Source organism: Bacillus sp. LR--39 (assembly GCF_053613335.1).
Genome location: NZ_JBSIOT010001377.1, coordinates 1 through 559, shown reverse-complemented (window position 1 = coordinate 559; position 559 = coordinate 1). Strand labels below are relative to the sequence as shown.

At 49.0% G+C, this 559-nt stretch carries 1 pseudogene; it reads left to right on the top strand.

The annotated features are described in order from the left end of the window. Positions 1-559 (top strand): annotated as a pseudogene (gabD, locus tag ACWHAR_RS30590) (succinate-semialdehyde dehydrogenase); the annotation flags it as partial.

Genomic DNA, 559 nt, shown 5'->3' with positions numbered 1-559 from the left:
AGTAGAAGAAGCCATTGAACGTTCACATCAAGCGTTTAAAACGTGGTCTAAAACATCAGCGAACGAAAGAGCGTCTCTTTTGAAAAAATGGTATGAGCTGATTGTTGAACATAAAGAAGAACTTGCAGATTTAATTACAAAGGAAAACGGAAAACCTTACCAGGAAGCAGTCGGCGAGGTACTTTACGGTGCAGGCTATATTGAATGGTTCGCAGAAGAAGCGAAGCGTGTGTACGGAAGAACGGTCCCGGCCCCGACAACGGGTAAACGAATTGTTGTCACACGCCAGCCGGTCGGCCCCGTTGCAGCTATCACGCCCTGGAATTTCCCGAATGCGATGATTACACGCAAAGCGGCGCCTGCTCTTGCCGCTGGCTGTACATTTATCATCAAGCCGGCGCCGGACACACCGCTGTCTGCTTATGAACTAGCACGCCTCGCATATGAAGCGGGCATTCCGAAGGATGTTCTTCAGGTTGTAATCGGCGATGGAGAAGAAATCGGAAATGTGTTCACAAGCAGTCCGAAAATCCGCAAAATCACGTTCACAGGCTCAACA